Annotated in this window: 34 protein-coding genes; 2 read left to right on the top strand and 32 right to left on the bottom strand. The window is 36.6% G+C overall.

All coding sequences use genetic code 11. The annotated features are described in order from the left end of the window. The 21 genes from rplF to CIG1485E_RS00380 all read right to left on the bottom strand — a co-directional run bounded on the left by rplF (nucleotide 1) and on the right by CIG1485E_RS00380 (nucleotide 10,524). Nucleotides 1-537, bottom strand: coding sequence for a 50S ribosomal protein L6 (rplF, locus tag CIG1485E_RS00480; RefSeq protein WP_038452547.1), 537 nt, complete (start codon nucleotides 535-537; stop codon nucleotides 1-3). Between the two features lie 96 nt (nucleotides 538-633). Continuing rightward, the gene (gene rpsH / locus CIG1485E_RS00475) at nucleotides 634-1,029 is read right to left on the bottom strand and encodes a 30S ribosomal protein S8 (protein ID WP_038452545.1); all 396 of its coding nucleotides are present in this window, start codon (nucleotides 1,027-1,029) and stop codon (nucleotides 634-636) included. 9 nt (nucleotides 1,030-1,038) lie between these two features. Then, nucleotides 1,039-1,224: a type Z 30S ribosomal protein S14 gene (locus CIG1485E_RS00470; protein ID WP_038452543.1), complete on the bottom strand. Its 186-nt coding sequence runs from the start codon at nucleotides 1,222-1,224 to the stop codon at nucleotides 1,039-1,041. Between the two features lies 1 nt (nucleotide 1,225). Beyond that, on the bottom strand, nucleotides 1,226-1,768 hold the full coding sequence (gene rplE / locus CIG1485E_RS00465; RefSeq protein WP_038452540.1) for a 50S ribosomal protein L5: 543 nt from the start codon (nucleotides 1,766-1,768) through the stop codon (nucleotides 1,226-1,228). 2 nt (nucleotides 1,769-1,770) lie between these two features. Further along, the gene (rplX, locus tag CIG1485E_RS00460; protein ID WP_038452537.1) at nucleotides 1,771-2,004 is read right to left on the bottom strand and encodes a 50S ribosomal protein L24; all 234 of its coding nucleotides are present in this window, start codon (nucleotides 2,002-2,004) and stop codon (nucleotides 1,771-1,773) included. Further along, nucleotides 2,004-2,372, bottom strand: coding sequence for a 50S ribosomal protein L14 (gene rplN / locus CIG1485E_RS00455; protein ID WP_002847983.1), 369 nt, complete (start codon nucleotides 2,370-2,372; stop codon nucleotides 2,004-2,006). Before rplN ends, rplX begins: the two co-directional genes overlap by 1 nt. Then, on the bottom strand, nucleotides 2,372-2,617 hold the full coding sequence (rpsQ, locus tag CIG1485E_RS00450; protein ID WP_407637579.1) for a 30S ribosomal protein S17: 246 nt from the start codon (nucleotides 2,615-2,617) through the stop codon (nucleotides 2,372-2,374). The genes rplN and rpsQ overlap by 1 nt, the downstream gene beginning before the upstream one ends. 22 nt (nucleotides 2,618-2,639) lie before the next feature. Further along, nucleotides 2,640-2,825 carry a 50S ribosomal protein L29 gene (rpmC, locus tag CIG1485E_RS00445; RefSeq protein ID WP_038452532.1) on the bottom strand — a complete coding sequence of 62 codons (186 nt, stop codon included), beginning with the start codon at nucleotides 2,823-2,825 and terminating at the stop codon, nucleotides 2,640-2,642. Beyond that, entirely contained in the window at nucleotides 2,812-3,237 is a 426-nt protein-coding gene (gene rplP, locus CIG1485E_RS00440) for a 50S ribosomal protein L16 (RefSeq protein WP_038452529.1), read from the bottom strand. Before rplP ends, rpmC begins: the two co-directional genes overlap by 14 nt. Nucleotides 3,238-3,239: 2 nt before the next feature. Beyond that, the gene (gene rpsC, locus CIG1485E_RS00435; protein ID WP_038452527.1) at nucleotides 3,240-3,938 is read right to left on the bottom strand and encodes a 30S ribosomal protein S3; all 699 of its coding nucleotides are present in this window, start codon (nucleotides 3,936-3,938) and stop codon (nucleotides 3,240-3,242) included. 1 nt (nucleotide 3,939) lies between these two features. Continuing rightward, on the bottom strand, nucleotides 3,940-4,272 hold the full coding sequence (gene rplV / locus CIG1485E_RS00430; protein WP_038452526.1) for a 50S ribosomal protein L22: 333 nt from the start codon (nucleotides 4,270-4,272) through the stop codon (nucleotides 3,940-3,942). Between the two features lie 9 nt (nucleotides 4,273-4,281). Beyond that, entirely contained in the window at nucleotides 4,282-4,563 is a 282-nt protein-coding gene (gene rpsS / locus CIG1485E_RS00425) for a 30S ribosomal protein S19 (protein ID WP_038452524.1), read from the bottom strand. Between the two features lie 2 nt (nucleotides 4,564-4,565). Next, the gene (gene rplB / locus CIG1485E_RS00420) at nucleotides 4,566-5,396 is read right to left on the bottom strand and encodes a 50S ribosomal protein L2 (RefSeq protein WP_038452523.1); all 831 of its coding nucleotides are present in this window, start codon (nucleotides 5,394-5,396) and stop codon (nucleotides 4,566-4,568) included. Between the two features lies 1 nt (nucleotide 5,397). Further along, the gene (locus tag CIG1485E_RS00415; RefSeq protein ID WP_038452522.1) at nucleotides 5,398-5,679 is read right to left on the bottom strand and encodes a 50S ribosomal protein L23; all 282 of its coding nucleotides are present in this window, start codon (nucleotides 5,677-5,679) and stop codon (nucleotides 5,398-5,400) included. A gap of 2 nt (nucleotides 5,680-5,681) precedes the next feature. Then, a complete protein-coding gene (gene rplD, locus CIG1485E_RS00410) occupies nucleotides 5,682-6,296 on the bottom strand; it encodes a 50S ribosomal protein L4 (protein WP_038452521.1) in 615 nt (204 codons plus the stop codon). Beyond that, nucleotides 6,293-6,871 (bottom strand): 50S ribosomal protein L3, encoded by a 579-nt coding sequence (gene rplC, locus CIG1485E_RS00405; RefSeq protein WP_038452519.1) that lies wholly within the window; start codon nucleotides 6,869-6,871, stop codon nucleotides 6,293-6,295. Before rplC ends, rplD begins: the two co-directional genes overlap by 4 nt. A gap of 18 nt (nucleotides 6,872-6,889) precedes the next feature. Further along, nucleotides 6,890-7,201, bottom strand: a complete 312-nt coding sequence (gene rpsJ / locus CIG1485E_RS00400; RefSeq protein ID WP_002847957.1) for a 30S ribosomal protein S10 — start codon at nucleotides 7,199-7,201, stop codon at nucleotides 6,890-6,892. A 266-nt stretch (nucleotides 7,202-7,467) separates the two neighbouring features. Next, entirely contained in the window at nucleotides 7,468-8,088 is a 621-nt protein-coding gene (locus CIG1485E_RS00395; protein WP_038452518.1) for a superoxide dismutase, read from the bottom strand. A gap of 74 nt (nucleotides 8,089-8,162) precedes the next feature. Further along, a complete protein-coding gene (locus CIG1485E_RS00390; RefSeq protein ID WP_038452517.1) occupies nucleotides 8,163-8,792 on the bottom strand; it encodes a protein-L-isoaspartate(D-aspartate) O-methyltransferase in 630 nt (209 codons plus the stop codon). A gap of 54 nt (nucleotides 8,793-8,846) precedes the next feature. Next, nucleotides 8,847-9,515: a carbon-nitrogen hydrolase family protein gene (locus CIG1485E_RS00385; protein ID WP_038452516.1), complete on the bottom strand. Its 669-nt coding sequence runs from the start codon at nucleotides 9,513-9,515 to the stop codon at nucleotides 8,847-8,849. Continuing rightward, a complete protein-coding gene (locus CIG1485E_RS00380; RefSeq protein ID WP_038452515.1) occupies nucleotides 9,502-10,524 on the bottom strand; it encodes a ribonucleotide-diphosphate reductase subunit beta in 1,023 nt (340 codons plus the stop codon). The genes CIG1485E_RS00385 and CIG1485E_RS00380 overlap by 14 nt, the downstream gene beginning before the upstream one ends. Nucleotides 10,525-10,684: 160 nt before the next feature. Here CIG1485E_RS00380 and CIG1485E_RS00375 point away from each other — a divergent pair, with 160 nt between their 5' ends. Next, entirely contained in the window at nucleotides 10,685-11,152 is a 468-nt protein-coding gene (locus CIG1485E_RS00375) for a type II secretion system protein (RefSeq protein WP_038452514.1), read from the top strand. A gap of 2 nt (nucleotides 11,153-11,154) precedes the next feature. On the opposite strand, the gene CIG1485E_RS00370 is transcribed toward CIG1485E_RS00375, so the two are convergent. From CIG1485E_RS00370 to CIG1485E_RS00340, 7 genes are all read right to left on the bottom strand, one after another. After that, a complete protein-coding gene (locus CIG1485E_RS00370; protein ID WP_038452513.1) occupies nucleotides 11,155-11,814 on the bottom strand; it encodes an anaerobic ribonucleoside-triphosphate reductase activating protein in 660 nt (219 codons plus the stop codon). 162 nt (nucleotides 11,815-11,976) lie between these two features. Continuing rightward, nucleotides 11,977-12,135, bottom strand: a complete 159-nt coding sequence (gene nrdD / locus CIG1485E_RS09395; RefSeq protein ID WP_038452511.1) for an anaerobic ribonucleoside-triphosphate reductase — start codon at nucleotides 12,133-12,135, stop codon at nucleotides 11,977-11,979. After that, on the bottom strand, nucleotides 12,132-13,511 hold the full coding sequence (locus tag CIG1485E_RS00360; RefSeq protein ID WP_038452510.1) for a nicotinate phosphoribosyltransferase: 1,380 nt from the start codon (nucleotides 13,509-13,511) through the stop codon (nucleotides 12,132-12,134). The genes nrdD and CIG1485E_RS00360 overlap by 4 nt, the downstream gene beginning before the upstream one ends. A gap of 426 nt (nucleotides 13,512-13,937) precedes the next feature. Then, a complete protein-coding gene (locus CIG1485E_RS00355; RefSeq protein ID WP_407637572.1) occupies nucleotides 13,938-16,007 on the bottom strand; it encodes a ribonucleoside triphosphate reductase in 2,070 nt (689 codons plus the stop codon). Nucleotides 16,008-16,295: 288 nt separating this feature from the next. Beyond that, the gene (locus CIG1485E_RS00350; RefSeq protein WP_038452506.1) at nucleotides 16,296-16,832 is read right to left on the bottom strand and encodes an RICIN domain-containing protein; all 537 of its coding nucleotides are present in this window, start codon (nucleotides 16,830-16,832) and stop codon (nucleotides 16,296-16,298) included. Between the two features lie 9 nt (nucleotides 16,833-16,841). Next, complete coding sequence (locus tag CIG1485E_RS00345; RefSeq protein ID WP_038452504.1) at nucleotides 16,842-17,645, bottom strand: cytolethal distending toxin subunit B family protein; 804 nt, start codon at nucleotides 17,643-17,645, stop codon at nucleotides 16,842-16,844. Continuing rightward, nucleotides 17,646-18,440, bottom strand: a complete 795-nt coding sequence (locus CIG1485E_RS00340; protein WP_051870885.1) for an RICIN domain-containing protein — start codon at nucleotides 18,438-18,440, stop codon at nucleotides 17,646-17,648. 217 nt (nucleotides 18,441-18,657) lie between these two features. Between CIG1485E_RS00340 and CIG1485E_RS00335 the strand changes: the two genes are divergently transcribed. Then, on the top strand, nucleotides 18,658-19,587 hold the full coding sequence (locus CIG1485E_RS00335; RefSeq protein WP_038452502.1) for a sugar transferase: 930 nt from the start codon (nucleotides 18,658-18,660) through the stop codon (nucleotides 19,585-19,587). Between the two features lie 22 nt (nucleotides 19,588-19,609). Here CIG1485E_RS00335 and wecC read toward each other — a convergent pair whose 3' ends face one another. From wecC to CIG1485E_RS00315, 4 genes are read right to left on the bottom strand one after another with little or no spacing between them, the layout of a single operon-like run. Beyond that, nucleotides 19,610-20,800 carry a UDP-N-acetyl-D-mannosamine dehydrogenase gene (wecC, locus tag CIG1485E_RS00330; protein WP_038452500.1) on the bottom strand — a complete coding sequence of 397 codons (1,191 nt, stop codon included), beginning with the start codon at nucleotides 20,798-20,800 and terminating at the stop codon, nucleotides 19,610-19,612. Beyond that, entirely contained in the window at nucleotides 20,793-21,929 is a 1,137-nt protein-coding gene (gene wecB, locus CIG1485E_RS00325; RefSeq protein ID WP_038452498.1) for a non-hydrolyzing UDP-N-acetylglucosamine 2-epimerase, read from the bottom strand. Before wecB ends, wecC begins: the two co-directional genes overlap by 8 nt. Before the next feature lie 16 nt (nucleotides 21,930-21,945). Continuing rightward, the gene (locus CIG1485E_RS00320) at nucleotides 21,946-23,157 is read right to left on the bottom strand and encodes a glycosyltransferase family 4 protein (protein WP_038452496.1); all 1,212 of its coding nucleotides are present in this window, start codon (nucleotides 23,155-23,157) and stop codon (nucleotides 21,946-21,948) included. Next, the gene (locus CIG1485E_RS00315) at nucleotides 23,154-24,530 is read right to left on the bottom strand and encodes an alginate lyase family protein (RefSeq protein ID WP_158336094.1); all 1,377 of its coding nucleotides are present in this window, start codon (nucleotides 24,528-24,530) and stop codon (nucleotides 23,154-23,156) included. The genes CIG1485E_RS00320 and CIG1485E_RS00315 overlap by 4 nt, the downstream gene beginning before the upstream one ends. Nucleotides 24,531-24,574: the final 44 nt, after the last annotated feature.

Below are 24,574 nucleotides of genomic sequence, written 5' to 3'. Positions count from 1 at the left end.
TTATTTCTTAGATGTTTTGCCGGCTTTGCGGATGATACGTTCTTCAACATATTTAACACCCTTACCCTTATAAGGCTCTGGTGGTCTAAATCCTCTAACTTCAGCTGCGACTTGACCAACAACTTGTTTGTCGCTACCTTTGATAGTGATAATGTTTTTCTCAACGCTTACCTCTACACCTTCAGGAAGTTCATAGTTAATTGGGTGTGAAAAACCAAGAGCAAGCTCAAGAACTTTACCTTTTGCTGCTGCTTTATAACCAACACCATTGATTTCAAGTTGTCTTGTAAATCCAGCTGTCAAACCAACAACTGTATTGTTAGCTAAAGCTCTGTAAGTTCCCCAATAAGCTCTACTTTGTCTATCTTCACCTTTGCTTGCAAAAACAATGTGTCCATCAGCAATCTCGACATTTACATTGCCTTTAGTATCTAGTTCTTTTGTAAGGTTTCCCTTTTTAAAAACTAAAACACTGCCATTTAAACTAACATCTAAACCACTTGGGATAGATATTGGTTGTTTTCCAATTCTTGACATCTTTTTCCTTTTATTTGTCTAGGATATTTCTACGTAAATTTACGAATGGATATCCAATGCCATAAAAAGAATTAGCCCAAACGGGCTAATCAACTATTACCAAACTGTACAAAGTACTTCGCCACCCACGCCAATTTTGTGAGCTTCGTCGTTACTTAAAACGCCTTTACTTGTACTTACTATGATAGTTCCATAACCATTTTTAAATCTTTTGATCTCATCTTTACCTTGGTAAACTCTACGACCTGGTTTAGAAACTCTTTTTAGTTCATTTATAACGCTTCTTCCACGCTCATCATATTTTAATACTACATTGATGAATTTTTTGTTGTTTTCTTCAACAACATTAAAGCTCTCGATATAGCCTTTATCAGCTAGGATTTTCAAAGTTGCTTCAACAACATTTGAATGAAGAAGTTTTGTTGTATCAAGTCTTCTCATACTAGCATTTCTAATACGTGTTAGTCCGTCTGAAATTAAATCATTTATCATCTTGCTTCCTTACCAACTTGCTTTTTTAAGACCTGGTATTAGTCCTTCGTTAGCCATTTTTCTTAGGCACACACGGCAAATTCCAAAATCTTTATAAACAGAGTGTGGACGACCACAAATTTGACATCTAGTATATCCACGCACACTAAATTTAGGTTTGCGTGCTGCTTTTGCTATCATTGATTTTTTTGCCATATTACTTTCCTTTTGCGAACGGAATACCAAGCAATTCAAGTAGTCTGAATGCTTGTTTATCGTCATTTGCTGTAGTAACTACAGTTATGTTCATACCGTGTGTTCTTAAAATTTGATCATATACAACTTCTGGGAACATTAGTTGTTCGTTTAGACCGAAATTGTAGTTTCCACGACCATCAAATCCATCTCTTGGAAGACCACGGAAGTCTTTAACTCTTGGCAATGCAACGCTCACAAGTTTGTCTAAGAAAGCATACATTTGCTCTTTTCTTAAAGTAACTTTGATACCTACAGGGTAGCCCTCACGGACTTTGAAGCCTGCAACTGATTTTTTAGCGTTTGTTATAACTGCTTTTTGACCAGCTATCAAAGATATTGTATCAGCCATATTTTGCAAAAGTTTTTGATCTTTTGCACCTTCACCTGCACCAACGCTGATAACGATTTTATCAAGTGCTGGGATAAGCATAGGATTTTTTATGTCAAATTCATTTACTAGAGCTGGTTTAATGCTCTCATTATATTTTGCTTTTAGTCTCATACTTAGCCCTCAACTTTTGCCACATTTGAAATGTCAACAGGCATCTCTTTGCTAACAAAACCACCATTTGGGTTTTTCTCAGTTGGTTTAACTGCTTTTTTAGCTACTTTAACGCCTTCAACGATTACTTGACCGTTTTTTGGTAACACAGCAAGAACTTTTGCAACTTTACCTTTGTCATCACCTGCGATTACTTTTACTTCATCGCCTTTTTTAATTTTATATTTTATTGCCATTATAGAACCTCCGGTGCAAGAGATACAATCTTCATAAAGTTTGCATATCTTACTTCTCTACCAACTGGGCCAAATATACGAGTGCCTACTGGCTCTTTTTTATTATCAAGTATAACGGCTGCATTTTCGTCAAATCTAATAAGCGATCCATTTGCTCTTTGAACCTCTTTTTTAGTTCTAACTACTACTGCTTTAACTACTTGACCTTTTTTTATTTTACCGTTTGGTAGAGCTTTTTTTACTGAGCAAACAATGATATCGCCGAGGCTTGCATATCTTCTTTTGCTACCGCCTAAAACCTTAATACACATAAGCTCTTTAGCGCCGCTATTATCAGCTACTGCTAGTCTTGTAAAACTTTGTATCATTATTCAACTCCTGTTTTCAAAACTGATTGTAAGCGGAAGTTTTTTCTAGCACTTAGCGGTCTGCATTCAACAGCTAATATAGTATCTCCAGCTTTTAGTTCATTTTTTTCATCATGAACTAGATATTTTTTAAAGCGTTTTACGAATTTGTGATATCTTGGGTGCATAACTCTTCTTTCAACAAGAATAGTTGCAGTCTTATCACCAGCTTTTGTAACGACAACGCCTTGAATTTGTCTTTTCATTTCTACTGCCATTGTTCGCCCCTTATTTTGCAGCACTAATTGCAGTGTTAATTTTAGCGATATCTTTTCTTACATCGCCAATCTCATTAGGATTAGTTAGCTGCATTGTTTTTAGCTTTTGTCTAAGTGTAAATAAAAGCACCTTTTTCTCTTTTAATAATGCGTTAAGCTCACTTACGCTTTTGCCATTTATCTCAGTATACTTCATTTTCGCTCTCTCTAGTTACAAACTTAGTCTTAAATGGTAGCTTATGCATTGCAAGAGTTAAAGCTTCTCTAGCTAATTCTTCGCTAATTCCAGACATTTCAAATATAATTCTACCTGGTTTTATATTCATAACCCACTCTTCAACGCCACCTTTACCTTTACCCATACGAGTTTCAAGAGGCTTTTTAGTGATAGGTTTATCTGGGAAAACTCTTATCCAAGTTTTAGCTTGTCTTTTTACATGACGAGTGTAAGCTTGACGAGCTGATTCGATTTGGCGTGAATTTACACGTCCTGCTTCAACAGCTTTTAGTCCAAACTCACCAAGAGCAAGATCAGTACCTCTTGTTGCATAGCCACGGTTGCGGCCTTTCATCATTTTGCGATATTTAGTTCTCTTTGGTAATAACATAACTATTTACCCCTTCTAGCACGTCTTGGTTTTTTTGGCGCTGCATCTTCATTTTTCTCAGCTTGGATACCTTTTTGAAGAACTTCGCCTTTAAAGATCCAAACTTTTATACCTATGTTGCCATAAGTAGTGTGAGCTTCTGCAAAACCATAATCGATTTTAGCTCTTAATGTATGAAGTGGAACGCGACCTTCAAGATACCACTCTGTTCTAGCCATCTCAGCACCACCTAAACGGCCAGCAACTGAAACTTTGATACCTTTAGCGCCTGCTTTTTGTGCGCCTTGGATTACTTTTTTCATCGCACGGCGGAAAGCAACACGGCGCTCAAGTTGCATAGCAACGTTTTCTGCTGCTAATTGAGCTGAACTTCCTGCTTTTCTCTCTTCTTTGATGTTTATAGTAACATCTTTATTTACAAGTTTAGCTACTTCTGCTCTTAGGTTTTCTACTTCGCCACCTTTTTTACCGATGATGATACCTGGACGAGCTGCTACAACTGTAACGCGAAGTTTTTTCGCTGTTCTTTCGACAAGAATTTGGCTAACACCAGCATAATAAAGCTTAGTTTTTAGGAATTTTCTTATCTTATAATCTTCACCTATATTTTCTGGTAAAGTCGCTTTTGATGGAAACCATCTAGACTCCCAGTTTCTATTGATACCTAGTCTAAGACCTATTGGATTTACTTTTTGTCCCATGTTATGCTTCCTTACTCTCTGGTTTAGATACTTCTACAAGAATGTGGCTAGTTGGTTTTCTGATTCTACTAGCAGTTCCTCTTGCACGTGGTCTAAATCTTTTAAGAACAGGACCAGCATCTACTCTACAACTTGTTACAACTACCTCTTCTGGCTCAAATCCGCCATTAGCTACAGCTGAGCTTATAGCATTTGCAATGTATTTTGCACCACGGTTAGGCATAAAGCTTAGGCTAGCTAGTGCAAGCTCTGCATTCATTCCTTGAACTTCGTCTGCTATTAGTCTAGCTTTTGTTGGAGATAGTCTTATGAATTTAATAATTGCTTTACTCATAACTTCCCCTTACTTACCGATTTTCTTTTGCACTGAGCCTTTGTGGCCTTTGAATGTGCGTGTTGGTGCGAACTCACCAAGTTTATAGCCTATGTGATTTTCTGTTACATAAACTGGTATAAAACTTTTGCCGTTATGAACGTTAAAAGTCAAACCTATCATCTCTGGTGTTATAGTACTTCTTCTTGACCAAGTTTTGATCGGTTTGTTGTCATTAGCAGCTTTTGCAGCTAGAACTTTTTTCATAACATGATCATCAACAAATGGACCTTTTTTTAGTGATCTAGCCATCGTTATTTACCTTTCCTTCTTGATATTATAAGTCTATCACTAGCTTTTTTACGGCGAGTTTTAGCACCCTTAGTTGGTTTACCCCATGGAGTAACTGGATGACGGCCAGAGTTTTTCTTACCTTCACCACCACCGTGTGGGTGATCTACTGGGTTCATAGCTGAACCACGAGTTTGTGGGCGGATTCCTCTATAACGATTGCGTCCTGCTTTACCGATAGTTACGTTTGCCCAATCTTCGTTACCTACAACACCAACAGTTGCCATACATTCTGCAAGAACTTGTCTCATCTCACCACTTGGCAATCTTAGGATAACGTATTTTTCTTCTTTACCCATAAGTTGAGCGTATCCACCAGCACTTCTTGCCATTTGAGCACCTTTGCCTGGTTTTAGCTCGATATTGTGAACGATAGTACCCACTGGAATGCTTTTTAGTTTCATTGCATTACCTGGTTTTATATCAAGACCAGCTTCAGCTGAGCTTACAACATCACCAACATTCAAACCGCTAGGGCGAATGATGTATCTTTTTTCACCGTCTGCATAAGATAAAAGTGCTATACGGCAGTTTCTGTTTGGATCGTACTCTATAGCTTCTACTTTTGCAGGTACATCAAATTTCTTTCTTTTGAAATCGATAATACGATATAATTTTTTAGCACCAGCTTCTTTATGACGGCTTGTTATTCTACCGTTGTGGTTTCTACCTGAAGTTGCAGCTATTTTCACAAGTAGGCTTCTAACGCTTGGTTTAGCAGTGATATCCTCACTAGACAAGCTTGTCATAAATCTTCTACTTGGAGTATATGGTTTAAAACTTTTTATAGCCATCTTATGCCTCCTGGTTTGCTAGGCTAACGCCATCTGGTAATTTGACATAGAATTTTTTGAAATCATTTCTTACGCCAACTCTTCCTTTGAAACGCTTAACTTTTCCGTCCATTCTAAGTGAATTTACTCTAAGTGGCGTTACACCAAAATACTCTCTTAAAACCTCTTTTAGACTATTTTTAGTCATTTTTGGTGAAGTTTGGATAACCACTACACCAGCTTCTTGAAGGCCAAGAGTTTTTTCTGTATAAAGTATAGTTTTGATATCTGTTATATCTGCCATTTTTAGCCCTCTTTTACGATTGATTGTAGTGCTGCTTTTTCTGCAATTACTGCACCATAAACTGCAACTAAATATGCATTTACTTCGCTAGCATCTACAACGTAGCAGTTTGCTAAGTTTCTAAATGCTAAAAGTGTTTTTGCATCAAGTTCGTTTTTGATAATAAGTGCATCTCTAACACCAAGTTTGCTTATGATTGCTGCTGCTTCTTTTGTTTTGCCACTAGCAATCTCTATACTATCAACAGCAAAAAATTTGCCATTTGCTACTTTATCATTTAATGCAAACTCAAGTGCAAGTCTTTTTTGTTTTTTATTGATTTTTTGATCGTAATTTCTATTGTTTTTTGGACCAAATGCAACTGCACCGCCTACCCATACGTTAGTTCTTGTTGAACCAGCACGAGCGCCACCACGACCTTTTTGTCTCCAAGGTTTTTTACCACCACCGCTTACATCTGAGCGACCTTTTGTATGGGCTGAATTTGATCTCATACCAGCAAGGTAGCTTTTTACATATAAATATAGATTGTGCGAATTTATCTCAGCATAGCTTGCTGGAAGTTCCATTTCGCTTGTTTTTTCAAATTTGTCATTTAAAACAGCTATTTTACTCATTTGACTATCCTTACTCTACCCATAGCACCATTAAATCCTGGTACTGAACCTTTTAAAACCAAAACGCCATTAGCTGCGTCAAAGCTTACTACTTCATTTTTAACTGTAGTTTTGTCGTCGCCATAATGTCCTGCCATTTTTCTACCTGGTTGAACACGACCTGGCCATTCGCAGTTTCCGATTGATCCTGGACGTCTGTGGAAACGAGAACCATGACTTGCTGGACCGCCTGAGAAACCATGTCTTTTTATAACACCTTGGAAGCCTCTACCTTTTGTGTTGAAGCTAACTTTTAGAACTTTTGCTTCACTTAGTGGAGCTACGTCTAAATCACCAACTTCGCTATTTGAAACACTTAAAGTTGCAAATGAATTAAACTCACTACTTAGGCCGTATTTTTTTTGTTGACCTACTATAGCTTTGTTGTTTGCTTTTGTATGAGCATAAGCTACTATAGCTCTACCATTTTCGCCAAGTTCGCAAACTTTAGCTGGTAAAAGTTTAAGTAGTGTAACAGGAGTACTTGGTGATGAGACAGTTCTACTCATGCCTATTTTTTCTACGATATATTCCATCATTTTTTCCTTTTACTCTTACTTGCCCATAGCACGAACTTCGACATTAACCTCTGGAGCTAAGTCAAGTTTTGTTAAGCTATCAACTGTATCTGGAGTAGCTGCTACGATGTCTAACATACGAGCGTGAATTCTCATTTCGAATTGTTCGCGAGAATCTTTATTTACGTGTGGAGATTTTAACACTGTATAGCGTTTGATCTTTGTAGGCATTGGAACTGGGCCTCTTACATCAGCACCTGTTCTTTTAACAGCTTCTACGATAGCTGCAACTGTGCGGTCTAGAACTCTGTGGTCATAAGCTTTTAGCTTAAGCCTAATTCTTTCCATTGTTTTTCCTTTAAAAATAACTTGTCACGACTCGTGACCTTTTGATATAATGAGACTTGCATAGGCTCTTTTGGGTTAAAATCAAGCATACAAGCAGGCATAGCCTTTTCATCAAAAGACGCGTATTATATCTAAAAATATCTATTAATAGCAAATTTTACTAAGATTTTGTAGTATTTTGTAGAAATTCTTTCCTTTTTTACAGGAAAGAATTGGTATTTTAGAGAAGTGATTTTGGAATTTAAAAGTTAAATTTAGAGCTAAATTTAATTAGAATGCAACTCATCTATATAAAATTTAACTGAATTTAGCCCCTCTTTTTTCGCCCATTCATAAGCCTCGCTTACAAATTTCCAGTTAATATTTTCATAAAATTTCTCAAGATAAGCCACTCTTGCATTTTTCTCATCTATGTAATAAGCATGCTCCCACACATCAACTACTAGAAGTGGAACCAGCCCAGCAGAGACTGGATTTTGCGCGTTTTGAGTGTTTTTTATAGATAAGGTTTTAAGCTTTGGATCATAAACAAGCCATGTCCAACCAGAGCCAAAAAGCGTAGCCGCACTAGCTAAAAACTCAGCCTTAAAGTCCTTAAAACTCGCTTCAAGAGCCGTTTTTAGATCATCAGATATCTGGCTTTTACAAGCGATACAGTCCCAGTAAAAATCATGGTTGTAAATTTGAGCTGCGTTATTAAATATCGCTCCATCTGAAGAGCTCATTATTTCGTACAGTCCAAGAGCTTCAAATTTAGTATCTTTTGTGAGATTGTTTAGATTATTTACGTAAGTTTGATGATGTTTGCCGTAGTGAAATTTACATGTTTCTTCGCTGATAGCACCGTTTTTCGCTGGATCAAAAGGTAGTGGTCTAAGTTCGAACATCTTTGTTTCCTTGTGTTAGATTTATGTGGCATCATACCAAGCAATCTTAAACAGCATCCGAACAATAAGCTAATCTACTCTCTGCCTTCCAAAAGCGGGACAAATTCACACTCATCAAGAGTGATTTGCTCTAAATTTGAGCCTTTTTTTATAAATTTAGTTATGGATTGTTTGTGAGAGTTTTTGATAGGAGCTACCAAAATTCCGCCATCTTTGAGCTGATCAATCAGCCTTTTTGGGATTTCATCGCAAGCACAACTAAGAATAATCCTATCATAAGGAGCGTAACTTTTCCAGCCGACATTGCCATCATCGTGCCTGATATTTACGTTGTTAAATCCAAGTTGCCTCATTTTAGATTTAGCATCATTTGCAAGAGTTTCGATGCGCTCTACGCTAAAAACCCTATGAGCTAGCTTGCTTAAAATCGCAGCTTGATAGCCACTTCCGCAGCCGATTTCTAGCACGTTATCGCAGTTTTCAGCCTCAAGAGCCAAAGTCATTTTAGCCACCGTGAGTGGAGAGCTTATCCACTGATTTCCAGCGATTGGATGAGCGTCAAGCTTGAAAGCATAGATAGAAACTGGAACAAAATGCGTTCTTGGGATTTGGCAAAACGCCTTATAAATCATCGGAGTGAGCGGCATGATATCTGCTATATCGTCAGCCATTTTTTGACATTTTGCTTGTTCTAAACTATCCATTTTTACCTTTCATTGAAAAACGGATATTATATATTAAATTTACTTATATCGTTTTTAATCAACAATTCCAAGCGATGTTTTAAATTTGCTAGCCAAATTTGGATCAAATTCACACTCGAAATTCGCTTCGCCATTTGGTGCATAAACGCAGCCAAATTTCAAATCTCTATCGCTGCACGCCACGACATAACAACGATTTTGCAAGGCAAGAGCCTGTGATAATACCTTAAAATCTTCGCCTCTTTTAGCTCCCCAAAGAGCTGGAATAAGCACTATATCAGCACCTTTTAATCTCTCCCAAAGCTCCAAAAATCTAAGCTCAAAGCAGATAAGAACGCCGATTTTGACCCCGCCAACTTCAAAAAGCTTAATATCTTCTACGATTCCAGCACTAAATTTATCTTGTTCGTTGTTTGGAGTGAAGAGTTTAAATTTGGATTGTTTGTAGATGATTTTTTCGTGGGAAAGAAGAATGAATTCGTTAAAAGCACCATTAAAATGCGTAAAACCTAGAAGCGCACCCGGTTTTAAGGCGGCTTGTAGATTTTTTATCAGTGAGGTTTCGAAATCCTCCCCAAGATATTCGTACCCACTCACGCAAAGCTCCCCGCCAAGCCGCAGCTCACCAGGGGACAAACCTCTTGCTTTATCACAAAGCTCACTAGCTCTTACAAGCGCCCCACATGAGTTTAGTTCGATATATCCTAGTTTAGAAATCGTCAAAGCTTAAGCTTCCTTTACTGTAGTTCGTGACCTTACTTTCAAAGAAATTTGATTTTTGGTCGTTAAATTTAGCAAAATCATCGACCCATTTTATCGGATGTTTGGCATTATATAGCTTTTTAAGTCCGATTGAAGTGAGCCTATCATCGACAAGATAGTGAATGTATTCTTCTATGATGTCGTCTGTAAAGCCCATTATTTGGTTGCCAGTGATGTATTTGCCCCACTCGATCTCTAGATCGCCTGCCTTTTTAAACATATCATAAATCTTATTTATAATTTCATCGGTAAATAGATCTGGACGCTCTTTGCGAACTGAGTTTATCATGTTTTGGAAGAGCAAAAGATGTGTTATCTCATCTCTTTGGATGAAGCGTATCATCTGAGCTGAGCCTAGCATTTTTCCAGCGCGAGCCAGAGCATAAATCGCTGTAAATCCACTGTAGAAATAGACCCCTTCAAGGATTTGGTTTGCGACCATAGCAAGAAGCAGTTTTTCGTCTGTCACTTCGCCTGCAAGCTCTTCATAAACGCTTGAGATGTAGTCGTTTTTCTTACGCAAAATATCGTCGTGTTTTTCCATTTCGTATATCAAATCAGTATTATCACAGATCGCTTCTACCATTACAGCATAGCTCTTTGAGTGATTTGCTTCTTCGTAAGCTTGACGAGCCAAAATCGCATTAATCTCAGGGGCTGTTATATAAGGATTTATATTATCAGCTAGATTGTTTGTCTGGAAGCTATCCATCGAGATGAGTTGGCTCCAGACTAGGTCATACATACGCTTTTCAGCTGTTGTGAGATTGCACGCATAGTCACGCACATCATCAGTCGTATCGACCTCTTTAGGAAACCACGTATTAGCCTCCATAAGATCCCAAAGTTTCAAAGCCCATTCGTATTTTGCTTTTGTGAAATTTAGTATGCCGTGAGGATTTCCACCAAATATTTTTCTATCGCCTAGAGTTTCATTCGAACTTGGATTATAAATCTTTTTTCTATCCATAATATATCTTTCTTTAATAATTTTATTATTCGATTTTATCTAAATAACTTTTAAAGTAATATGAAAATCGTACAATATGTAATGTTTGATTTGGATAGTTATTTGATATTCATTATAATTTATTTATTATAATTCGCCAAATCCAAATATGGGGGGGGGGATGAGCAAAAAAGCCTTTACCATGATAGAGCTTGTGTTTGTTATAGTTATTTTAGGAATTTTAGCGAGCATAGCTGTGCCAAAACTCGTAGCTACAAAGACAGATGCAGATATAGCAAAAATGGTAGTCCAAATGAAAAATTTTACAACGACTGTTTCGACATTAGAAATGACTAATCACAAATCCATACAACAAGCAAGCACAGGCAATGAACTTGAATCTTATATATTGCTAGTAATGGCAATAACTGGAAAAGACTTTGGAACAGCCCAAGTAGAATATAACAATGCAAACCAGTGGGTATATTGCGCTATGCCATATATACAAAAAGATACTTCCGGAGGATATATAATCAAATTTTATAAGCAGTCTACAAAAAGTTTTTGCCAAGATTTGCACGCTCACCCAACAGTCAAAGAGTGGATAGAAAACGGCGTTAAACTTGGCGGAAGTGGAATATTTAAGTAGGATTAAAAATTCCTAAGTTCTATTTTTAAATTTGATTTGATTAAATTTGGGTCAAATTTGGCTTTTGGTTTTAATAGATTGCCTAAATTTGGAGCTTCAAAGTAATTTTGCAAGCAGTAAGTGCCAGTGTAACCATTTTGCTCAAGCAGATTTGCCATATCATTGATGTCATTAGGGCTTAGCAAATCGCTATACACTGTCGTGCGAACTTCAAATTTAACCCCACTTGCGACCAAAAATCGCAAAGTTTCAAGCCAGTTTTCATATAAATTTGAGCCAGTAATTTGGCTAAATTTATCTTTCACAGCCTTAAAATCCAAAGCCACAAAATCAATAAAATCCACATTTGCTTTAATCGCGTCTAAATTTGAGCCATTGGTATCGACTTTAGTTTTATATCCAAGCTCTTTAGCTAGTTGCAAAACCTTATCAAAATCCTTAGATTTCGTGCATTCTCCACCACTCAAAACAACCGCACTCAAAAGCCCATTTCTGGAGTGCAAAAACTCACTCACATCATCAAATTTAAGTTTGCCTTCGCTTAAAACAATATGCGGATTGTAGCAGTACAAACACCGCATATTGCACCCAGCAAACCACAAAATAGCCGCCAGCTCGCCAGGGTAATCGATGACGCTAAACGGCGTGATATCGTATATCATTTTATTTCTTTTACAGATTTTACTAATATAGGGCTTGTCTTTTTTCTACTACACTGCGTTAAAATTTGATTTTTATACTCACAGACACTCAGTCTGCTCCGTTTAAAAATCAAATTTCGCCTTGTTTAGCGAAAAAATACTTCACCTTAATTCTGTGCTTTTTTAGCATTTTGGTTCGCTAAATTTCACACGTTCTGTGTGTTCGCCCTTTTTGCCGAGATTGAAGCTCTCCACTGGTCTGTGGTAGCCCATAACTCTTGTGTAAATGACGCATTTTGTGCGTTTGTCGCTGTGCTTTTCTAAAATTTGTTCTTTATTCATAGTCCAATCCTTTCGTTAAATTTAGACACTCTAGTGCGAATATCTTCAAAGCTCACCTTGCTCGTAAGCTCTCCATTTTTGAAAACAGTTATTAGTTTGTTTTGTCTATCTCCAAGCTCATCAAACCTAATTGTCTTATACAAGCTGCCTTGCCTTATCAGTGCTAGACGCCCTGATTTAGAGCGTTTGGCTGGATCTGTTGCAGGATCTTTTCTCACATCTATCCAGTTTATACCGTCATGTGAAACTGCATTTGTCTTCATAGCAAATTTAAGTGTATCGCGGTTAAGGTGTTGCAAAAGTGCGCCACCCATACCAAAAGCCATATTATCGCTACTAATTTTACGTAGTTTTAGCTCAGCCAAAACATCGCCGATACTTTGGGGATCAATCCCATCACCATAAATCATGCGAATGTGATCTGGCAAGACTTTATAGCCTTTTTGATTGAGCGAGTATCCAGCGATATCCATCATCTTTTCCAAACACTCACTAGCCATGGTTACTGGATTGCCACTATCAGGACGCAAGACGACTCTGCCGCCACTAGCCTTAACCTTATCAAAAAGCCTGCCCCAAAGCTCAATAGCATTAAATGTATCGTAGCTATCAATCACACAAGCAAAAAGCCCACTGGCAAATTTATCGACCATATTCGCGTACGCTTCTAGCTCACTAGCCTTGCCCCAGCTAGTCATCGTGCTATGCTCGCTAGCTGGTATGCTAAATGCCGGCATATCAGCCTCATAATATTTTCTAGCAAACACAATTCCGCTCATCGTATCTGAACCTTTGAAATTTACCATATGCGCGCTTCCGCCTATCCCTGCGCTCTCATAGCTACTCACGCCCCTTGCACCAAAATCATGCAAACAAAAATCAATCAGCTCAGGTGTGCCAGTCTCTCTTAAAGCCGTCAAAATCCTCTGCTTACAAAAATAGCTATTTGTCGCCACTGCTACAGGATACCAGATCGCCCTTAGAAGTGCGGTTTCTATGTAGCCTACTAGCCATGGGAGTTTTGGGTCTGTGTTTCGCACTTGGACTAAGACATTGTCTGTTTGGACGACGCTACCCTCACGAACCGCCTCGATCTCAAGAGGGAGTTTGCCACCATGCTCGTTTAAGATGTAGTTCCAACCATCTTCATTAAATGGCATTCCGTGAGCCGTGATGATCTCTTTAGCTTCTAAAATATCTTCTTTTGTTATTTTTTTGCTTAAATATTCCATCAAAAACATCTGCAAACCATAAAACAAAAGCCTATTCCACCGCCCACCACGACTTTCTATATATGAGCTTACGAATTTCACATCGCTTGGGTATTGCAAATAATGGCTTGTTTTATAACTATCGGTGTTTAGGATCAAATTCATCTATTTTCCCTTATAAAATTTATCTGCAATTTTATCTAAATTTGAATAAATTTAACTTCTTTATACCACATCAAGGCTGAAGTATTTTTCATTAAATTTAAGATGTATTATAAACTTATTTTTTCTTTCGTAAGGGGAACAAGGGGAAAACTCTTTTTATCAAACTGCGTTATAGTTTTCCCCTTGCCCCCGCACCCCTTAAAATCCCCCAATCCCCTTTTTCTAGAACGTATTTCCTATAAAGAGTAATTGGTTTATTAAATTTGGTTTCATTGTGAAATTAAATTTATATAATTTCATATATAAATAGCTGAAGTATTTTTTCACTAGACAAGGCGATTTTTAAATTTAGGAAAGAGCGGACTAAAGCGTCCGTGACTGACTAAATTTAAAAATCAACAAAGTATAGTGGAAAAAGACAAAGCTTTAAGCTCCCGCGATTATCTCTTCATCGCACTTCGGACAATATTCGTGTTCTCCAGCTATATACCCATGCTTCGGACACACGCTAAAGACTGGTGTAATCGTGATATAAGGCAATTTATAGTTTGTCACTATGCTTTTTACTAGCTTTTTGCAAGCCTCTGTGCTGCTGATACGCTCTTTCATATACAAGTGAAAAACAGTTCCGCCAGTGTAGCTGCTTTGGAGCTCGTCTTGGAGATTTAGAGCGTTAAATGGATCATCGCCAAATCCCGCTGGGAGCTGGGTTGAATTAGTATAATAAACCTTCTCATCAAATCCTGCTTGAATGATGTCAGGATAGCGTTTTTTGTCTTCTTTAGCAAATCTATATGTCGTGCCCTCAGCTGGAGTGGCTTCAAGATTATATAGATTGCCAGTGGCTGTTTGAAACTCAATCATCTTGGCTCTAAGGTGCTCTATCAGCTCTTTTGCTAGCGCTATGCCAAACGGAGTTGCGATATTTTCTTTATCATTTGTAAAGTTGCGAATCATCTCATTTGCGCCGTTTATCCCAATCGTGCTAAAGTGATTGTTGAAGTTTTTGAGATACCTTGCAGTATATGGATAAAGCCCACGTGCGTACATTTCGTTGATAAATTTACGCTTCTTTTCTAGCGTGCTTTTGGCTAAATTTAATAGCTCATCAAGTCTTGTGAAAAGGGCTTTTTTATCACCTTTAAAGTGATACCCAAGACGGGCTAAATTTAGCGTGACTACGCCGATACTTCCAGTCATTTCAGCACTACCAAAAAGCCCACCACCACGCTTTAAAAGCTCACGTAAATCTAGCTGAAGCCTGCAACACATCGAACGCACGGCTCCAGGCTTGTAAGCCTTGTCATTTGGGACGCGGTTGCCGTTTTCGTCTGTAGTGTACTGGCTGCCGATGAAGTTTTGGAAGTAGCTTGAACCCATTTTGGCTGTGTTTTCAAAAAGTTTATGCGCCACAGGACTATCCCAGTCAAAATCCTCAGTCAAATTCACAGTCGGAATAGGAAATGTAAAAGGCTGAGAGCACTTATCTCCAGCAGTCAAAATATCGTAAAATGCAGTGTTTATCCTATCCATTTCAGGCTTGAAATCGCCATAAGTCATATCTTTAAAATCTGCTTTACCACGCTTCTTACACTCTTTTAAAAGCTCATCATCGCTCAAATTTAAAAACAAATGCTCGTTGTTTTTAGTAGGAATTTGATCTTTTAAATCGCTTGGCGGAACGATGTCTATCGTGACATTTGTAAAAGGACTTTGACCCCAACGCGCTGGAACATTTAGGTTGAAAATAAAGCTAGTTAGTGCTTTTTTGATCTCAGCGTCGCTTAGCTGATCTTTGAAAACATAAGGCGCAAGATATGTATCAAAACTACTAAAAGCCTGAGCTCCAGCCCATTCGCTTTGTAAAATTCCTAAGAAATTTGCCATTTGAGAAAGTGCCTCTCTAAAGTGGCTTGGCGCCCTGCTCTCCACTCTACCACGAACGCCGTTAAATCCCTCATTTAGCAAGGCTCTCAGACTCCAGCCAGCACAATATCCTGTGAGACAATCAAGATCGTGGATATGATAATCACCGTTTCTGTGCGCTGCGCCTTCGATGTCGCTATAGACCGCATCTAGCCAGTAGTTGGCGATAACTTTGCCAGCTGTATTGTTGATAAGACCTGCATTTGAGTAGCTTGTGTTGGAGTTTGCCATGATACGCCAGTCGGATTTGCCTATGTATTCGTTGATTGTTTGAGTAGAATTAATGTAAGTGGTGCGCTCTTCTAGCTCGCCACCACGTTGCATAGTGTGAGTGTGGCGGTATAGCATAAAGCTTTTTAATACTTCAAAATCCCCACTCTCAAACATAGCTTTTTCGATACTATCTTGGATCTCTTCGACGCTCATTTGATCTTCAATTTTGGCTAAAACTTTAGATATTAGGGTCGAATTTGGCTCTTTTGAAACACTTTTATATGCTTTTTTGATTGCGCTTTCTATTTTGTAGCTCTCGTAATCTTGCAAGCTACCATCACGTTTTACTATTTTCAAAATTTATCCTTGGATTTTTGGCAGAATTATACTTGCTTTAGAGTTTGAAAAAGCTTAAGTTTCAAAGTCAAATTTAAAGCCACAAAAAAGTAACAACTGGCTTTTTTAAGTAAATTTAGAGTTATATTTTAAGATTACAAATATTAAATTTAGTGATAAAAACGTAGTTCTAAGATAAATTTATAAAAATACTTAAATTAAAACTTAAATTATTTAATTAAGTATTTTATTTTATATAAATTGCCAAAATAGAGTATAAGCAACCACAAGATTGCTTATACAGTAAATTTATTTTACAAGTTTTGAATCCAAAATCGGCACAGATAAAACGAATAAATTTTCTATCCTGACGTTAAATCTTTCATCAAATTCGCAGCTTCTAAGCCCCATTCTTGAAAACGACGTCCCTGTAGTCGAAGTCCCAATGCTTAAGCACTCATTTAGATCATTGACCGCTTTTATCTGGACTGCTGAAGTCGTAGTCGGCAACAGCGAAAAAGCAGTCCTAAAATCACCAACATTTATATTATTGCACTTCATTAAAGTTAGCTTCGCCCCGTCCAAGCCAAGACAAAGATCAGTTTGGCTTGGGTGCATGAACTGGATATTGCCAAATGGATAATGCTTGCTTATTTCAAAAGGCAAAATCACATCTTTGAGCCTCCAGTTTCTATCTATCAAATTTGGCGCGTTGTCTTCATAAGCTATCAAAATGCCAGTTGTCAGGCTTCTTAAAGAGACTAGTGGCATGACATTTTCATCCTCGGCTGAAAAACTAGGGATCACAAATGAGATAACTAGTAATAATTTTATAAATATTTTCATTTTTAACTCCTAAAATCTTCTGAAATTTACAGGCACATGGTCTGAAGTGATTTGTGAACGCATATTTGCGAGCATCAAAACAGCTGCGATCGCTGGAGCTACAAAGCTAGTTGTAGCTGAGTTACCACTCACACCATAATCCAAAGTTCCACCGCTATTTTGCGTCGCACCGCTAGGAAAGACTATGTTTGTTCTATCTCTCACTCTTGCTTCTAACGCCCTTGAGAGCGAGTTTGGATCTCTGTTAAAATCCCCACCGATAAACCAGTTTATCTCTGGTCTACCTATAAAAAATCTATGCACATTTTCCACTATCGCAGGAGCGTCAGTGCCACCGTTTGCAAGAGCATGAATGCTAAAAAATACGTCATTACCCAAGCGAATACCTATAATCGGTCTTGAAGCGACAGTCGGAGGCGGAAGGACGATAACCTCATCAGCTCTTCTTCTTGAAACTATGGCTAAATTTACCCTATTTGCCCCGACATCTACTCTAGAATAATAGATATAAACCAAATTTGGTCTTGAGGCTGTGCCTAGATTCCAAGTAAACTCATCGATAGGAATCCCCACGCCGACAGGCTGAACCACTGTGCCGGTATAGACTGCACTCACTGGTATGCTTCCGGCTTCTTGCACTAGCAAAATATCAGCCGCACTACTGCCAGAGACAAGCTGTCTGATATTTACATTCCACTTGCTTTCAGTAGAAGCTGATGAGCCTTGCATATTCCAAGTAGCAATGCTAAAGTCTTCGATATTTGCAAGCAACGTACTAAAACTAGCTATCAAAATAATAATAAAACGTTTCATCTAAAATCCTTTTGGTGTCGAGCCAACATCTGGCAAATTTATAGGTGGAACTTCTATAAACGGCGCTGAGATTATCCATTGTTGAGATAGGCTTCTTTGCCCTTCATTTATGCAAGATACGGCGTTTATAGCATAGTAGCTACTTCCTTTTGTGGTGTCTGTAGCCAGGCACTCTCCTGAAGCAAAGTTTTTGAACTGGACTGCTCCATTGGCAAACTGATTTAACTGCCAAAATTGCGCTTGGTTTGTATCATCACAAGGATAATGCACGACGCCGTTTTGGTAAGCGCTAAGGCAAGTGCCAGTCAGTTTATTTTGCAGTTGAATGAAGTTTTTTGGGTATATTATTATCTTCCAAATTCTCGCATCCCCAAAACTCGTGCTAGCACTAGCCGAATACGACCAAACCCAATTGCCATAAGCCAAAGCCCAAATCGTCATAAGTGCGTCGTTGTGAGAGACGATAGAAACATAATCAGAGGCTTGTGGGGTGTTGTAAAACACTTTCGTCTCATCAAAAGGATTATCTGGATCTTGGGGATTTGGCCCATGAACTGGATCGCTTTGCGGTGAACCACTAAATCCTGGTATGCTTTGTTTAAAAAATTTATTTTCACCGATAAGCAACGCTGGTATTTTTTGAATCGCTGGCTCTTTTGGAGTTGAGCCAAGTCTTAGTGGATCTTGATCGTATGGATCGCCACCGTATTTGGCAAGATAGTTTATAGACTGCGGTTTGCTAGAACAACCAACAAGAAATAAGCTGGCTAAAAGCAGATATATTATGGATTTCACGGTTTCTCCTTTTTAAGAATTTATTTTGTCATCTAACATAATAATAAAAATATTCTTTACTAGTAATTAAATAATTATATTAGATTGTTTAACTTAACACAAATATAACAATATTAAAATAAAAAAATTAATTATACATATAATTTATAGATATTTACTGCAAGATTTATTTAACTTAAATTTAGGTATAATTTATATATTAATGAGTGGAGTTTTGATGATAATACTTGGTAGAAAATACAAATTTACAGATAGCGAGCTAAAACAGCTAAATAAAAAATTTCACCACGTAAATATCGTAAGATACCGAAATAGAGATGAGAAAGAGGTTTTAAACGAGCTTGAAAATATAGCTAAAACTGAGCCCATCGATATACTTGTGCTAAACACAAAAGTCACAGTCGGCAACGAAATCATCAAATACATCACCAAACTACAATTCGCCAAACAACACAAACGTCTAAAAATCATCACAATGGAAAATCTTATGGAAAAGTATCTTTTTAAGTGCTATATCCCTGAAGATAACGCGGATTTAAGATTTTTAAGCCACATAAAAGCATTTGGGAAATTTGAGCTTTTCCAAAAGGCTATCATTGATTGGAGTTTTGCCGGCACGATGTTTCTCACACTATGGCCGCTCATCTACTACATCAAGCACAAAATCGCCAAAGAATCACCAGGCAAATTATATTTCAAACAAAATAGAGTTGGCAAAGATCATGAGATATTTCGCTGTATTAAATTTCGCACAATGCACGAAAATAGCTATCACGATCCATACACAAAAGAAGGTGATAGTAGAGTATATCCATTTGGCAACTTCATGAGAAAGACTAGAATGGACGAACTTCCTCAAATACTCAATATATTTCGTGGAGAGATGCACCTAATCGGTCCAAGAGCTGAGTGGGATATACTAGTCAAAAAATATGAAGATGAAATCCCCTACTACAATGAGCGTCATCTCGTACGTCCAGGCATAACTGGCTGGGCTCAAGTGATGTATCCATACGGTGCAAACACTGAAGACGCTAAACAAAAGCTGATGTATGATCTATACTATATCAAGCACTGGAGCCTTTGGCTTGAGCTTAAAGTCATATACAAAACTATGCTTGTGGTGATTGGAAGAAGGGGATTATAAATCTACTTCTTCCAACAAAATATCATTTATTTAATACTCCACAAAAATCTAAATCAGTTTCTATATTTAATTCTTTAAATTCTTTATGACCAACTAGCATAACAATAACATCTGCTATATCTATGGCTTTTTTATAATCTACTATTTCAAAATCATTATGTGTTTTTATATTTGGCTCAACAGCTAGTATATCTAGTCCATCAGCTTTTAATCTTTTGGCTATATTTAGAGCTGGAGATTCCCTTAAATCATCAATATCTGGCTTAAATGCAAGTCCCATGCAAGCCACTTTAGCCTTTTTGCTATTTTTATTTTCAAATTTCAATACCGCATTTTTAATTTTTTCTATGACCCACTGCGTTTTATAGTTATTTACCTCTCTAGCAGCCTTTATAAGCTTTGCTGTATCTCCACCAGCATTGACTATAAACCATGGATCCACAGCTATGCAATGCCCACCAACACCAGCTCCAGGATTTAAAATATTTACTCTTGGATGTCTATTTGCAAGATTTATAAGTTCCCATACATTGATACCAAATTTATCGCACAACATACTAAGCTCATTTGCAAATGCAATATTTACATCTCTGAAAGAATTTTCTGTAAGTTTTGCCATTTCTGCTGTTTTTGCATCAGTCTCAAGAACTTCACCTTCAACAAACTTCCTATAAAATTTAGCAGTTATTTTTGTAGCCGCATCAGTGGTTCCACCGACAATTCTGTCATTTTTTACTAGCTCAGTCATTATTTTTCCAGGTAGCACTCGCTCCGGACAGTGAGCTACGTAAATTTGTGATATATCAACGCCATTTTCCTTTAAAATCTCTTCAACTTTATGAGTAGTTCCTACAGGAGAAGTTGATTCTAATATAATAATATTACCAGCCTTAACATAAGGGGCTATGGATTTGGCGGCGCTAATAACATAATCTATATTTGGTACAAATCCATCATGAAAAGGAGTTGGAACTGCTATGATAAATACATCTGCTTCTTTTGGTTTAGTATCTGCTTTGAGTTTTTTATTTTCAGCAGCCAATTTCACAAACTTATCTAAATCTGGCTCAACGATATGGATTTTATAATCATTTATAGTATCTACAACCTTTTGGATGACATCTACACCATGCACATCATAACCCTTGCTAGCAAGCAAAGCAGCTGTAGGTAGTCCTATATATCCCAAACCAATTATACAAATTTTATTCATTATCTGTCCTTTTTATAAATTCAACTATTGCTTTGCAAGCATTTCCATCCCCATATGGATTGCTTGCTTTACTCATTTTTGCATATTCTAATTCATTATTTAAAAGCTTAGTGGCTTCGCTAATTATTTTACTTGTATCTGCACCTACTAGTCTTACGGTTCCAGCTTCAACTGCTTCTGGACGCTCTGTAGTATCACGCATGACAAGCACCGGTTTACCAAGACTTGGAGCTTCTTCTTGCACGCCGCCACTATCTGTAATGATAAAATAACTCTTATTCATCAAATATATGAAGCTCTCATACTCTAAAGGCTTTATGAGATAGATATTTGATATGGCAGATAGTATTTCGTTTACTGGCTTTTGTACGTTTGGATTTAGATGTACGGGATAGACTATATCGATACTTGGATTATTTATAGCAATATTTTTTAATGCATTACAGATATTTATAAACGAATTACCAAAATTCTCTCTTCTATGACCGGTTACTAGTATAAACTTTCTATCGCTGATTTTATACTGCTGATCTAATAAATTTAGTATTTTTGACTTTAAATTTGGATTTGATTGTATTTGATTTAGTGCTAAAAATAGTGCATCTATAACAGTATTTCCAGTAACTGCTATTGTATTTGGATCTTTATTTTCTTTTAGAAGATTTTGTTTTGATGTCATTGTGGGTGCGAAATGATAAGTAGCCAAAACACCAGTTATTTGACGATTGGCCTCTTCTGGATATGGAGAGTAGATATCATATGTCCTAAGACCAGCTTCGACATGGCCTATCTTGATCTTATTATAAAATGCCGCCAAAGATGCCGCAGACGTTGTAGTAGTATCCCCATGCACAAGCACAACATCTGGTAAAAATTTAGAAAATACATCTTTCATGCCCAAAAGTACATTTGATGTAACATCATATAAATCTTGATCTTTTTTCATAATATCTAAATCAAAATCTGGCTTGATGTCAAAAATCTCCAAAACCTGATCTAACATCTGTCTGTGTTGGGCTGTGACGCAAACTTTTGTTATAATATCTTCATGTTTTTGAAGCTCTTTTACGAGAGGCGCCATCTTGATAGCTTCTGGGCGAGTTCCAAATACTAATAAAACTTTTTTCAAATTTACTCCATTTACTCTAATAAATTTCTTTTAATATATCAAGCATAGATTTTGCAAGTTTTTTTCTATCAAAATCGTTTGCTAGTTTTTGACATCCAATTTGGCAATTTTCATAAATATTATTATCTTTTATTTTACATAATTTTTCTATAAAATCAGCTTTATTTTCTGGCTCAAAGCAAATTCCCGCCCCATATTTTTCTATTATCTCCTTAGCTTGCCCTTCTACTCCAAGCAAAGTAGGTTTTAGCATTGCTGATGCTTCAAAAATCTTAGATGGTATAACAGTTTTGAAATTATCTTCTTTCTTTAAAGGAGCTAAAGAAACATCACATATGCTAAGATATTTTGGAACTTCTGATTTTTCTACGGGACCCAAAAAAACTATATTTTCTAGTTTTAACTCTTTGGCTAAACTCACCACTGAAGCTTTTACCGCCCCATCTCCAACAAATAAAAAACATATATCGTTATCTTGGAGCTTTGAAATACTTTTGACAATAAAATCTAAGCTATGAGCTAGACCATGAGTTCCTATATATCCGACCACAAATTTGTTTTCAAGATTATATTTTTTGATTAATTCATTATCTTTAGGGCGAGCGAAAAATAGCTCTAAATTTGAGCCATTTGTTATTACTTCTATCTTTTTACCATCTATGCCGCGGCTTATTAAATTTGACTTAAAGGCGTCTGTTACAGCGATGACTTTAGCACAATCACTATACAAAAACAGCTCTACTTTTTCTAAAAATCTCAAAATAGCACTATCTTTCATAGCTCCAACTGTTTTGATTGATTCTGGCCAAATATCTCTTAGCTCAAATACCCAAGGTTTTCTTTTGATCTTGCTAAGCCCAAAACCAGCCCAAGTAGTAAAAAACTGTGGTGAAGTAGCAACTATAATATCAAATTTGCAAAATAAACCAACAAAAAAAGCCATAAAAGCATAGCTCATATAATCCAATACACGTTTGATAAATCCAGAGTTTGAGCTCATAAAACTCCATACTCTAATAACTTCTATTCCGTCATAATTTTCTTTTTGATATAATTTATTTTTATAGCCGTTATATATTTTACCGCTAGGGAAATTTGGAAAGCAAGTTATTATTTGGACTTGCACGTCTTTGTCTTTTAGCCACTCTTTTACGTGCTCGTAGGTTCTAGTAGCTGGAGCATTGAACTCGGGTGGAAAATTATCAGTTAAAAATAGTATTTTTTTCATAAATTTATCTCAACTTCCAAAAACTGCTCAAATTTAATCTCTACAAACAGTGCTTTTTGCGTCTTATTAAACTCACTAGCATAATCGTAAGTATTAAATTTCATCTTATAGTCTTTGGAATTTAGCATATTATTTATCATCTCTTGAGTGATATTTGGATGAAAATGAAGTCTAAATATCGCGTTACATTTTTTGTTTAGACTATCAGCGATAATAAGTTTATCATCATCAAATTTCCACTCTCTAGTATGCAAAACACCAAATTTTCTATATCCATTATGTGTAGCTTTGATATAATCTTCTTTTTTAACGACGCTAAAGACTTTAGCCCTATTTGCAACCCTAAAACTACTCCAAACCTCACTACTATTTAAGCCATTTATCTCAACGCAATTATGCGCTTTTGTACTTCTTTGATAAGACCTCAAATCACAAATATCATACGTACTTATCCCACTATCAACTATGCAAGGCTTACCATCAATCATAAGCTCAAAACTAAAAGTATCGGCGTGAGTATGTCCTGGTATATAACTAGCTTTTATATCGCAAATATCAACAACACATTCGTATTTGGGTCTATTTATTTTATAATAACCAGATCTATTTATTTTTAAATTTAATGGAGTTATATTTAAAGAATTAGCGTATTTATATAACTCAGCAGAGGTAGGTGCAATTTTGTTTGCGCTGTCGCCCAATAGTGGTATATCCCCATTTGCGTAAGTTATATTTTTAAGCCAAGTAAGCATTTTTGAAGCTTTTAAGCATAATAAATTTTCAAATTTATAATCTTGTTTATAGCTGTTATTTTTTACTAAATTTATACAGTCTAATAGCCTAAAAAACATCAATTGATGATACATAGGACTTAACTCAAAATGTGCACCGTCTAGTAAAATTTGCCTATCTAGTTCATTTTGCAAAATTCTTTTTGCTTTTTCATAAAGTCTATCATCTTGAAAATAATAGGCCCCAAAAAGCAGGCTAAATCCATTTTCAAGCAAGTGATTTCCAAGCAAGTGATATTCTATATTATCAAGCAAAACATAATACTGAGCATACAAACTATCATTAATTTTTTGATCTTTGATATCAAATTTTGTGATAAATTTGATCCAGTTAATACACCTTAAACTAATAGGAAATGGCTCTAAACCATCTTTAATATTTTGGATATTATCAATAAAATCATAAATAAGCCAAAGATCATTTTTATCTTTTAAATACTCAAAATACGTAAGATTATATGCCCAAAGCTTACCAAATTTATCATAATTCCAGTCTATATTTTTATCAAATTTAAATGGTAAATTTAGTATATCAAATTTACCATTTTCAAATTTGCTGTAATGACCTATAGAATCTATCAAATTTAGCCTTACAGGCTTTGATTTTTTAGTCAAATCATATTTAA

Origin of the sequence: Campylobacter iguaniorum, from assembly GCF_000736415.1 — a bacterium.
GTDB lineage: Bacteria > Campylobacterota > Campylobacteria > Campylobacterales > Campylobacteraceae > Campylobacter > Campylobacter iguaniorum.
The sequence above is the reverse complement of the archived record's forward strand: the minus strand, read 5'-3'. Positions and strand labels throughout refer to the sequence as shown.

Excerpts from the sequence above, each read along its gene's own strand:
- CIG1485E_RS00345 (WP_038452504.1), bottom strand. The coding sequence starts at position 17,645 with ATGAAACGTTTTATTATTATTTTGATAGCTAGTTTTAGTACGTTGCTT.
- rpsJ (WP_002847957.1), bottom strand. The coding sequence starts at position 7,201 with ATGGAAAGAATTAGGCTTAAGCTAAAAGCTTATGACCACAGAGTTCTA.
- CIG1485E_RS00390 (WP_038452517.1), bottom strand. The coding sequence starts at position 8,792 with ATGGATAGTTTAGAACAAGCAAAATGTCAAAAAATGGCTGACGATATA.
- rplX (WP_038452537.1), bottom strand. The coding sequence starts at position 2,004 with ATGGCAATAAAATATAAAATTAAAAAAGGCGATGAAGTAAAAGTAATC.
- rpmC (WP_038452532.1), bottom strand. The coding sequence starts at position 2,825 with ATGAAGTATACTGAGATAAATGGCAAAAGCGTAAGTGAGCTTAACGCA.
- CIG1485E_RS00350 (WP_038452506.1), bottom strand. The coding sequence starts at position 16,832 with ATGAAAATATTTATAAAATTATTACTAGTTATCTCATTTGTGATCCCT.
- rplP (WP_038452529.1), bottom strand. The coding sequence starts at position 3,237 with ATGTTATTACCAAAGAGAACTAAATATCGCAAAATGATGAAAGGCCGC.
- CIG1485E_RS00395 (WP_038452518.1), bottom strand. The coding sequence starts at position 8,088 with ATGTTCGAACTTAGACCACTACCTTTTGATCCAGCGAAAAACGGTGCT.
- rplV (WP_038452526.1), bottom strand. The coding sequence starts at position 4,272 with ATGAGTAAAGCAATTATTAAATTCATAAGACTATCTCCAACAAAAGCT.
- rplB (WP_038452523.1), bottom strand. The coding sequence starts at position 5,396 with ATGGCTATAAAAAGTTTTAAACCATATACTCCAAGTAGAAGATTTATG.
- CIG1485E_RS00415 (WP_038452522.1), bottom strand. The coding sequence starts at position 5,679 with ATGGCAGATATAACAGATATCAAAACTATACTTTATACAGAAAAAACT.
- rpsS (WP_038452524.1), bottom strand. The coding sequence starts at position 4,563 with ATGGCTAGATCACTAAAAAAAGGTCCATTTGTTGATGATCATGTTATG.
- CIG1485E_RS00320 (WP_038452496.1), bottom strand. The coding sequence starts at position 23,157 with ATGAAAAAAATACTATTTTTAACTGATAATTTTCCACCCGAGTTCAAT.
- rpsC (WP_038452527.1), bottom strand. The coding sequence starts at position 3,938 with ATGGGACAAAAAGTAAATCCAATAGGTCTTAGACTAGGTATCAATAGA.
- CIG1485E_RS00375 (WP_038452514.1), top strand. The coding sequence starts at position 10,685 with ATGAGCAAAAAAGCCTTTACCATGATAGAGCTTGTGTTTGTTATAGTT.
- rplD (WP_038452521.1), bottom strand. The coding sequence starts at position 6,296 with ATGAGTAAAATAGCTGTTTTAAATGACAAATTTGAAAAAACAAGCGAA.
- rplF (WP_038452547.1), bottom strand. The coding sequence starts at position 537 with ATGTCAAGAATTGGAAAACAACCAATATCTATCCCAAGTGGTTTAGAT.
- nrdD (WP_038452511.1), bottom strand. The coding sequence starts at position 12,135 with ATGAATAAAGAACAAATTTTAGAAAAGCACAGCGACAAACGCACAAAA.
- CIG1485E_RS00370 (WP_038452513.1), bottom strand. The coding sequence starts at position 11,814 with ATGATATACGATATCACGCCGTTTAGCGTCATCGATTACCCTGGCGAG.
- rpsH (WP_038452545.1), bottom strand. The coding sequence starts at position 1,029 with ATGATAAATGATTTAATTTCAGACGGACTAACACGTATTAGAAATGCT.
- rpsQ (WP_407637579.1), bottom strand. The coding sequence starts at position 2,617 with ATGAAAAGACAAATTCAAGGCGTTGTCGTTACAAAAGCTGGTGATAAG.
- CIG1485E_RS00470 (WP_038452543.1), bottom strand. The coding sequence starts at position 1,224 with ATGGCAAAAAAATCAATGATAGCAAAAGCAGCACGCAAACCTAAATTT.
- rplC (WP_038452519.1), bottom strand. The coding sequence starts at position 6,871 with ATGGAATATATCGTAGAAAAAATAGGCATGAGTAGAACTGTCTCATCA.
- wecC (WP_038452500.1), bottom strand. The coding sequence starts at position 20,800 with ATGAATAAAATTTGTATAATTGGTTTGGGATATATAGGACTACCTACA.
- CIG1485E_RS00360 (WP_038452510.1), bottom strand. The coding sequence starts at position 13,511 with ATGAATTTGATCCTAAACACCGATAGTTATAAAACAAGCCATTATTTG.
- rplE (WP_038452540.1), bottom strand. The coding sequence starts at position 1,768 with ATGAGACTAAAAGCAAAATATAATGAGAGCATTAAACCAGCTCTAGTA.
- CIG1485E_RS00335 (WP_038452502.1), top strand. The coding sequence starts at position 18,658 with ATGATAATACTTGGTAGAAAATACAAATTTACAGATAGCGAGCTAAAA.
- rplN (WP_002847983.1), bottom strand. The coding sequence starts at position 2,372 with ATGATACAAAGTTTTACAAGACTAGCAGTAGCTGATAATAGCGGCGCT.
- CIG1485E_RS00380 (WP_038452515.1), bottom strand. The coding sequence starts at position 10,524 with ATGGATAGAAAAAAGATTTATAATCCAAGTTCGAATGAAACTCTAGGC.